The organism is Candidatus Cloacimonadota bacterium (assembly GCA_034661015.1).
Classification (GTDB): Bacteria; Cloacimonadota; Cloacimonadia; order JGIOTU-2; family JGIOTU-2; genus JAYEKN01.
In genome coordinates, this window is the sequence record JAYEKN010000239.1 from 1 (window position 1) to 10,017 (window position 10,017).

Annotated in this window: 7 protein-coding genes; 3 read left to right on the forward strand and 4 right to left on the reverse strand. The window is 35.4% G+C overall.

The annotated features are described in order from the left end of the window. Window positions 1-115 precede the first annotated feature (115 nt). The 3 genes from U9P79_08950 to U9P79_08960 form a co-directional block, all read right to left on the reverse strand. Window positions 116-2,452, reverse strand: coding sequence for a T9SS type A sorting domain-containing protein (locus tag U9P79_08950; GenBank protein MEA2104748.1), 2,337 nt, complete (start codon window positions 2,450-2,452; stop codon window positions 116-118). A gap of 82 nt (window positions 2,453-2,534) precedes the next feature. After that, a complete protein-coding gene (locus U9P79_08955) occupies window positions 2,535-2,906 on the reverse strand; it encodes a hypothetical protein (GenBank protein MEA2104749.1) in 372 nt (123 codons plus the stop codon). A 600-nt stretch (window positions 2,907-3,506) separates the two neighbouring features. After that, the gene (locus U9P79_08960) at window positions 3,507-3,680 is read right to left on the reverse strand and encodes a hypothetical protein (GenBank protein ID MEA2104750.1); all 174 of its coding nucleotides are present in this window, start codon (window positions 3,678-3,680) and stop codon (window positions 3,507-3,509) included. Window positions 3,681-3,790: 110 nt separating this feature from the next. Between U9P79_08960 and U9P79_08965 the strand changes: the two genes are divergently transcribed. The 3 genes from U9P79_08965 to U9P79_08975 all read left to right on the forward strand — a co-directional run bounded on the left by U9P79_08965 (window position 3,791) and on the right by U9P79_08975 (window position 5,868). Further along, window positions 3,791-4,423 carry a hypothetical protein gene (locus U9P79_08965; GenBank protein ID MEA2104751.1) on the forward strand — a complete coding sequence of 211 codons (633 nt, stop codon included), beginning with the start codon at window positions 3,791-3,793 and terminating at the stop codon, window positions 4,421-4,423. A gap of 117 nt (window positions 4,424-4,540) precedes the next feature. Next, window positions 4,541-4,987 carry a transcription antitermination factor NusB gene (gene nusB, locus U9P79_08970; protein MEA2104752.1) on the forward strand — a complete coding sequence of 149 codons (447 nt, stop codon included), beginning with the start codon at window positions 4,541-4,543 and terminating at the stop codon, window positions 4,985-4,987. Beyond that, on the forward strand, window positions 4,984-5,868 hold the full coding sequence (locus U9P79_08975; GenBank protein ID MEA2104753.1) for a glycosyltransferase: 885 nt from the start codon (window positions 4,984-4,986) through the stop codon (window positions 5,866-5,868). Before nusB ends, U9P79_08975 begins: the two co-directional genes overlap by 4 nt. A 372-nt stretch (window positions 5,869-6,240) precedes the next feature. Here the strand turns inward: U9P79_08975 and U9P79_08980 are convergent, their stop codons facing one another. Beyond that, entirely contained in the window at window positions 6,241-9,720 is a 3,480-nt protein-coding gene (locus tag U9P79_08980; GenBank protein ID MEA2104754.1) for a C25 family cysteine peptidase, read from the reverse strand. Between the last annotated feature and the right edge of the window lie 297 nt (window positions 9,721-10,017).

Sequence of the window (10,017 nt, forward strand, 5' to 3'; positions counted from 1 at the left end):
CACTTATGAAATATTTCTGAATGCTTTCAACTTACCAATTGATCAAAATTTGTTGCAAAAATGCAAAAAATTTCGATAAAAGTTGCATATTTGCAACACGCTTGTTTAAAACAACCTATCTAATCAGCAACATTTTTTTCACCACTGTTTTCTCACCCGTTTCAACCTTATAGAAATAAACTCCTTGAGCAACCCGTTTTCCCTGCTCATTTTTCCCGTCCCAAGTGGCGGAATATTTCCGTATTCCGTATTCCGTAATCCCGTTTTCCGTTGCTTCTAACGTTTTCACTTTTTGCCCTTTTATATTGAATATTTCTATTTGCTGATTTTCGGCTATGGGAGTTTTGGTAGTGAAGGAGATGGTGGTTGAGGTGGTGAAGGGGTTGGGGAATTGCTTTGTTGATGTATTGCTATTAAAACCTTCTTCATTAATGGAGTTTTCTATAGTATAGGAATAAATTGAAACACCTTCTAATTGGCAACTAATAAAATAATTGCTGTTATTTTGATTAAAGAATGATAATTTGGGATAACCTGAAAAGGAATAAATATTTTTAAATGGTTCTATATAACCGGAAGGATTATTGCTTAAATCAAATAACCTAGTTCCAAAATAGTCGCGTTTAAACAAAATGTTGTTAAATATTATTCCAAATCTACCCCAACGATCTTCAATTGAAAATTTTTCTACCAGCTCAAAAGGATTAACAAATTCATAGAATTTCTCTTCAGCAATTCCGTTTCTCAATTCAGGGTCAATATGAAAATAATTACCTATTTTATTTATAACAGTACAATCAGATTCATAAGGGCTAAAATTATATAAGGTTTGTTCCAATGTCGGTTCATTTTCTTCAAATCCACTAAAAATATACAAATCTTGATATGATGATGAACTCTCTAAAGCATAGAAATAACCTTCATGAAATAATCCGGTTACTGATATTCTATATGGCAGTTCATACTCAAAGGCTATTTCCGGATTTTGAGGATCAGATAGGTCATATTTTATTATTTTATCTGTTAGCCAATAATGATGTAAATATATGCTATTAGGCTCATTATTATTTTTTAATAACGAACAAACCGATTCGATGTTTTGCTCTGATAAAAATATGGGATTATTCGGTTCTGAAATGTCGAAAATACCCAGTTTTATTTCCATCTGTCGATTAACAAAACATACACAAAGAAGCGAATTTAATTTTTGCACACTAAATATTTTACAACTATCAACTATTGTCAAAATAAGTTCCGGTTCGTAAGGATTCGATATGTCATATATCTGGATACCATCATAAGATGTTGGAACAAAGAAATAATTATCAATCAATAAACTGTCTGCAGACATATAACCACGAGGATTAGAATTCTCCAAATATGAATTTGAATAATTTAGATTTCCATTATCAATGCCAAATTTATATATTCCACCTTGCATAGTTCCCATATAGGCAAAATCATTATTTATTTTCAATGTTGGGTTTATAAACCAAATCTCAGAAAAATATTTTTGTTCTTCGGTAAAATAATAACAGGAGTGGTGAGTGGGATTATTAATATCTGAAATATCTATTGACTCTATATAATCACAACTTTGAGGAGCATAAATATAATTATCTTTTTTTGCAATACGGTCAACTCCCGAATCGGTTGCACAGTCGGAGATAAACTGCCAGTTTTCAATATCGGAGATATCCCAAAACACAAGTCCGCCGTTTGAACATCTTACAATTGTGTTGCTGTCAATTTGCTGTATATTACCCTCATGTATCGGAGAAGGAGAATTCGATAAGTCAATATGAGTTTGGAGAAAAATATTATTAATATCTGAGATATTGTAAATATTAAAGCCATCTGCTGATTGACCGTCACCTGTTGCAAAAAGGGTATCATTAATAGGATAAGTTATTGATAATATCTGGACAGAATTTATTTCTTCTAAATCTTCATTGAAAAATATTAATTTTTCAATATTGCTATCAGGATTACTTTGCTGGTAAAGTAATGTATGATTGTAATAATGTAAAGCCTCTATCACATAAGTATTTTCAAATAATAATGAATCCACAACAACCGGATTTGTCGGAGTACTAATATCTATTTTAAATATGTAGTATCTATAATGATTTAAACAAGATTGATTGAAAGATAATGTATAAATATAGTTGTTTTTTCTTATTACATCATTAGTTAAGCCCGGCAAACCTTTTAAAACTGCTCTTGTAAGATTACCTGTGCTATTATCTATATTAATTACATCAACACCGTATCTATTTGGATAATACATATAATTAGAATCTAATACAGAACATTTTTCACTAATAGTCCATGGCAAATACCAGCCACCAATATGAAAGTCGCAAATTCTATTGTAGTTGAATTCAATTGAAAATAAATTTAAGTTGAAACTCAAAATAATTATTAATATAATTAAAGTTTTGTTTTTCATAAACACGTCCTTATGTTATTCTAATTAATATGAATAGAATACCCGACATCACCAAGTGGGATATCGGGTATTATTTGATTATCTAATGATTTTCAGGGATTGTATCATCCCATGGAATGTCACCAGGGAGATAGATATGGTATGTGGAGAAAGGAGCGAAATTACCTGTTATGGTTTTTGTTCTCGTACCTTGGGTAGCTTTTAATTGTGTATATACACATGATGAACTTGTGTATATATCATTGAAAGTAACCGTTGTATAACCAGAACCAGAAGGAGCAGGTTGAGAACCTAGAGGAACCATACCCTGACCATTCAGATTTCCCTCCAAATAAACATTATCTGGGGAACCGCTCTGAACATTATGCACAACTACGTCAAACGATTGGGCAAATGCATTTACGCTTGCAAATAATACAAGCACTGCTATTATTACTGCAAATTTTTTAAACATTGTTTTTTCCTTTTTAATTTTATTAACCTATTAAAAATTTTCTTCGCACTCCGGTTGCGAGTGAAAAGTATTCTCTAATAAGGAAATTTCAATTAGCATTATTAGACCTTCCAGTTTCATCTCCAATAACAATCGTCCATATTAAAGTCTCTTCTGCCCCGAGAAGAAAAACAGAAAAGACATTATCAAAATAAATTTGTTCTTCCCGAGTTTGGTTAATGATAATTTATTATTAAAAAGATAAAAGTGTAACTTGCGGTATATTAGTAAGTTGGGGGGGGGTAAATAAATTTAAAATTAAAAATTTAAAATGAAAAATTAAAAAACCTGTTCGTTTTTGGAGTGATGCAAAAATAGAACTAAGAAGTGAAAATTTATTGAAGGGGTTTTGGGATTGCCTTTCCCTTTTCAGGAAAGAGCAAATAAACGACTTAACCTTTTTACCTATGTTTTTTATCTTCATTTTTAACTTTTCTTGGCTCGTGAATTCTGATTTTTTTGCAATCCCAATTAGGTCCACATTTAGGAATGGCATTGAAAATCTTGTCAAGTTTTCTGTGAGTTTGGAGTTCAGAGTTTTGGGTTGAGGTAATCCGCAATTCATCTTACAAACAGCATTTTCTTCACCGTTGTTTTCTCTGCTGTTTCTATTTTATAAAAATAAACTCCTTGAGCAACACGTTTTCCCTGCTCATTTTTCCCGTCCCAAATAGCAAAATATTTCCGTATTCCGTAATCCCGTTTTCCGTTGCAAGAGTAATGATTATTGCTCATTACTTGACACCAATATTGCCGAAAACGTTTTTGTTGCGAAAAATTCAATAAAGTTATGTTGTTAATTCAATTCCACAAATCAATGGAATTTATTTCTAAAGGAAAGAACTATGAAAAATAAGGTTTCAATAATTTTCACACTGTTTATCATCTTGGTCGCATCGTCTGTATTTGCAGAAGACCCTCAATCAAATGAAGATCCTATGGCAGATATTCTAAATATGATTAACAAAATATCTTCTTCGAGTGCCGTCAAACCGGGGCATTATGTGAATGCTGAGATCGGTTTTGAAATTGATATTCCCAAGGATTTTAACGGTTTAATGACCGGTGATATGTTGATTGTATCCGAAAGTGTGCCATCCGGAGATTCTGTCAATTTTATGGAACTTATGGCCGCATCCCAAAGTAAACCAACCATTATGGCGATGTTTGCCGAGTCTGAAGAAGATGACGATTTTCTCAATATGGATCCGGAAGAAATCAAGATGTCAATGCGTGAAGATAGTGAAGATGATGTGCAAATGACTGTGAATTCCGTAACGAAAGAAAAATTTTCGGGGAATGACTGGGTGAAAATAATAACCGAAACAGTTAATCCGTTAGGAAAAATGAAAAGTATCGCCTATTATACTACAATTGGCGATCGCTCGGTAATGCTTTCATATACGGCACCTGCAAGCGAATGGGATAGAATAAAATCAATATTTGAAAAAAATCACGAGACTTTAAAGGTCAAGTAGATTTAATTTCACCCGCCTTTACCGTGCAACAAGAAATGTATTTTTATCTGCTTGTAAACAAACGGATTCACGCCATTTACAGATTAGAATTTTCACTTATCAAAAGGGAAAGTAATTATGAGTTTACGAAGAGAAGCTAGAGAAATTGCCATTCAAACTTTATATGCTATTTCGCCGGATATGGAATTGCAGGAAGATGAAATAGACGATATAAGCCGGTTAGTTGAAAAGAAGTTACACCAAACGCTTGAGTTTAAAAACAAAAAAATAAAGGATTCGCAAACTACTTTCATTTATTTCTTAGTGAAAAATACTCTTATCCATCTCAATGAAATTGATCTGTTGATCCAACGCTTTTCAAAAAATTGGGAATTTTCCAGAATTTCCTTAATTGATAAATGTATCCTTCGTATTGCGACAATGGAAATTAAGTTTTCCGAGACTCCCGGTTCTGTGGTCATTAATGAGGCAGTTGAAATTGCAAAAGATTTTTGCGGATTGAAGTCCAGCAAATTTATTAATGGAATTCTAGATGCTATCCTAAATCGAGGGAAACAAATATGATTTCGTGCAGTCTCGGTATTTTTGCCTATAATGAAGAAAAAAATATTAGGCAGCTGCTCGATGCAGTTGAAAATCAAAAATTGGAAAAAGTTGAACTGCGAGAAATAATAGTTGTTTCCAGCAATTCTACAGATAATACGGATGAAATTGTGCGGGAATATGCCAAAAGCGATTCGAGGATAAAATTGATCATCCAGAAAGAACGCAAGGGAAAATCTTCTGCGATCAATCTTTTCCTCAAAGAAGCAAAAAATGAAATTGTTCTCATCGAAAGTGCAGACACCATTCCGGCTGAAAACACGATTGAAAAGATGGTTTTACCTTTCCAAAATTCCAAAATCGGTATGGCTGGAGGTAAACCCACTCCGGTAAATGATCCCAAAACATTTATCGGTTTTGCCGTGTGTATGCTCTGGAGATTGCACCACAAAATGTCGATGATCTCGCCAAAACTTGGGGAGATGGCAGCCTTCCGAAATATTGTAAAAGAAATTCCCGAAAAAAGTGCCGTGGACGAAGCAAGCATCGAGGCAATAATCAGAAAGCAGGATTTAAAACTGGAGTATGTTCCCGAGGCGATTGTTTATAATAAGGGACCGGAAAACGTATCCGATTTTCTTAAACAAAGGCGTCGAATCTATGCGGGACATCTCTGGCTTCAGGAAAATCAGGATTACAAAGTTTCTTCGCAAAATTCAGGTTTGATTATTAGGCTCACTCTTCAAGAATTTTCTTTGAATCCCATAAAAAATTTAAAAATCATTTTCACAATGTTTCTCGAAGTTTGGGGCAGATTCTTCGGTTGGTTTGATTATAAAATATTAAAAAAAAATCCATTTAAATGGGATATTTCGGAATCTACGAAAGATCTGGGGAAGTAATTTTACCGTTTTAGCAGCAAAATACTCACCGAAAAAATTCCAAGAAAAAGGTGTAAACCCACATCATACAGTTTTGGAGTAAAATATCCGCCTGCCTCGTGTCCGCCAGCCGGCGGATTATCTGTTTTATTTATCCCGCCTGCCCAGTGAAATCTATTTTTTTCGATATTTCATTCGGGTGAAATGCTTTTATTTTTTTTATTTATCCCGTGAAATGCTTTTATCTGTTTTATTTCACTGGGATTTCACTGGGGTGATATTTTATACATTTATGGCATTTTGGAGTAAAATATCCGTGATATTTTATACAACACTGCAACATCACGGATGTTGCACTCCAAAAGTGAATAAGAGGTTTTTAAAAATTCAAAATCACCTTATCAATATCATTTTTTTCACTTCTTGATAATCGTCTGCTCGAAGTTTGTAAAAATAAAGTCCGGGAGCAACACGTTTTCCATCGCTGTTTCTTCCGTTCCAAACGACTTCATTATTTTCACATTTTACGTTTTCAATTTTAAATTTGCGGATACATTGCCCTTTGATATTGTAAATTTCGATCTCGGAGTTTTCTGTTTCCATTCTGCTTGAAAAAGATATCGTGGTGAAATTGTAAAAAGGATTAGGATAATTTACAAATAGTTTGCTTTGTAGCATATTAGGTTCATTTCCACTTGAGTAAGGTTCACCAAGAGGGGGGAAAGTTATGTAATCAAGCCAAGCACAATCTTCGCCGGAATTTACATATCCGTCTTTTTCATATTGCCAGGTTAGATTGTGAAATCCGGCGGAAATATCGAAAACTTCTTCGCTCCAATCAATCTCCCCAGCCCATTCTCCTTGCAAATTTTCATCAATAAAAAATTTGAAATAATCATAATTTGCTTCTGTAGAAACTTTTTTCCAGAAACTTATTATATCATTTGTAGCAACTTGTATTTCAAGGGAAATCGCTGTCATTTCGTTACTGTCAATATCACCCGATTGAGCGGAATAACTGCCTTCATAAGCGTCGGTAGAAATTGTCCAATCTGCATTACCCCCGAATTCCCAGTCCATAAAAGAGAAATCACCTGTTTCAAAAGATTCCCGAACGATGCCGATGGGCAGGCTATATATTTGCTCAAAACCATATTCCCCTGCATCAACCGTAAAAGTGAAATCTACGTATATTCCGATGGGAATATTTTCGCTTGCCGTAGCAGAAAAAAGGGCAAGGGCATCATCGCCGGCAGTAATTTCACCAAGATCAAAAGTCGGTGTTCCCAAAGTTATATCTTCATTTGAGCAAAAAATATTTCCCACGGCAAACGGGGAAGTTGCGTTTCCGATATTAAAAGTTGGAATCGTGAGAAGCACAGTTTCTCCGGGATCAATAATTGTGTTTGAATTACCGCCGGAATCATCCACGAATATATTGCCGGAAATTAAATCAGGTGCGTTTATGGTGATAATTATTTCATATATCCACGATTCTTCGGTATTTTCGGAAAATTCAATTTCAAAAAGGGCTTGGTGCTGATCCGGAATATTATCAGCAATATGAATCATGAAAACCTCTTCTAATTCTTCCACACTTTGGGGAGGAATATTTCCCACATCGCAGGAAGAATCCTGAATTGTAATGAATGAATCTTGTGAAGAAATTGTGGCAGTAACATTGAAGGCTTCCAACATTCCCACATTTTCAATAAAGAGATTCAGACTTATATTTTCATCGTATTGGGGGATATTATCGTTACCGTCCACGACTTCGTAATCAACGAGAGTCAGCATAGGACCGGAATTAGAAATAATCGAAATAGGAAAAGAAATTGGGAGGCAATTATAACCGGAGATTATTATTTCCGCTTCTCCCACTGTGTTTATGGAAGGATCAATCTCAATGGTAGCCAATCCGAAAGAGTCCACAATCCCAGCACCGTGAAAAATTTCATCTTTCATTAATGTGCAGGCAAGACCTTGAACGGAATTTTCCGGATTTGAAACTGTGATTTGCAAAATGGGTTGTCCGATGGGAATGGAATCTTCATAAGTAGCCTCTAATTCGATTGGTTCGGCTGTCCAGATTGCCATTGCCGGATCGCCGAGAACATTGCAATCATAAAAACACCAGCGCAAGGCTCCTTCTTCCCACTGTCCGGGCGCAGTAACCCAGGGAGCAGTAGCAATTTTTGAAAGAAGATGTGTCATTCCGATGCGGGGAGCGTGTTCTGTATATAAAGCATTGATAAATTCTCGGTGCAAATGTTCGGACGGACCTTCGGTTTGCCCTTCATTGAACCATCCATAACGTGAGTTACCAACAAATGCAGGTGCGAAATTCTCAATATTAATCATTCGTTCTCCAATGCAATCGTTTGTGTCAAAACCACCACACATGCAGCCGTGAGTGTAAACGCAAGTAAAGTTGTGATCTACGCCATTTGCCTGAGCAAAATTGCTGTTTGTAATATCGCTATTTGACATTCTTAAAGCATATTGCGTGCCGGCATGACCGACATGATGAACAAAACTTTTTCCCGAATTTATCGCGGAAATCAGTTCGGAAGCACTCCAACTTCCCACATCTCTGTCGTAGAGAGTTTCATAATTATCATCTTCGGGAATTCCGGTAGTGGTATATCCGTTTTCATCTTGATATCCGATAAGCAAGTCGAGATAATCTCCTCCCCATGTTTCAGGATTGCTCCAAAGATGCTCTCCCGCAAGAAAAGGTATATCCAGTTCTCCCAGCACAGGTGAATTTTGATAGCTGATTGATTTATTAAGAAGATTATCCAGTTCGGTTTGATTGCTAAAAGTGCAACGGGCAACTGCCACTTCCGGTAACAGATCCGCTTCTCCGGGTTCTGCCCAAAGATTGTTGTTGTTTTCGTTCCAATTACCGTCCAATCCCGAATAATAAAGGTCTGCTGGAATGTTATCATCTTCGTAAACGCTTGAGGATTGCACCGTGCAATAAAATCCACGATAAGGAACAAATTCCACATCACCGCCGAGTAATGCGTATTGAATTCCGTGCTCCTGATATTCTTGAATAATATAATTTCTGATTTTGTCTTGCGAATCCTGTCCGGCAATGTTTTCGTAAATATATTCGGTTGCAACTATTTCGGTCTTAATTCCGCGAATCAAATAAAGATCAATAAGTTCCTCATATTCATCCTGAAATTGTTCGGGAGTGATGATCAGCAGTTCGTAATCATCATTTCTCATTTGATTGCGAGGGTAATTTATGATTTGCTCTGGATTCTGAGCAATAAATTTAACTTTACTCAAAATATTTTCGGAGGAGTTGAGATTTCGCAAAATTTCATTTTGATTTGGTGCTGTTTTTGTGTGAATTTTTACGGTAACATTTTTGAAAAAGGATACTTCTTTAGAAGCAGGAAGATATTCAACCGGTGTAAAGGTGCAAAGAGCAAAGGAATAACCGTTCATAAATTGGGTGGTTAATTCCCCATGTAATTTTGCGGGATACAAATTTTTGCTGTTATAAATTGCGGTATGTTTGATAAAATCGCCGGATCGTCCATTCGAGATAGGATGTGAATATTGGCGAGGATATATCTCAAATTTTTTAGATAAAATTTCTTTTTGGTTTCCGCAAATTTCGATTGATTCGGCTATTTCACCCGGGGGAAGCAGAAGAGAAACGGTGTGATAGGGAAGAATCGGCTCACCGAGATTGCCGGCTAACTTTGTATCGCAAAATTGAATGGTTTGATAGTTGCCTATGTTTTGGATTTGGTAATCCCCAAAATTGTAATCTTTCTCAATAATTGTTCCAAACACATTGGAAATACAAAAAAGAGATAAAAGTATGGTTGCAAATAATATTTTTTTCATAATAGTTTCCTTTAAAACCAAAATTAATTTTTCTCAATAATTATCAATTCGGAAATATAGGGCAATGTTTTTGATAAAAAATACAGATTCGAAGCAGGACTTGGCTCGAAAGCGTTTTTTTGCTTTGAGCCGAGAACTGCGACCGATGTGCACAATTTGTTTGTCCTCACCCCACACTTTTTAACCTGTTAAATTTATTTTTTTATTTAATCGGGTCGTTGCGGGGTAAGTCCAAGCAGGACTTGGCTCGAAAAGTTTTTTTTGCTTTGAGCCGAGAACTGTGAGCGGTGTGCTCAA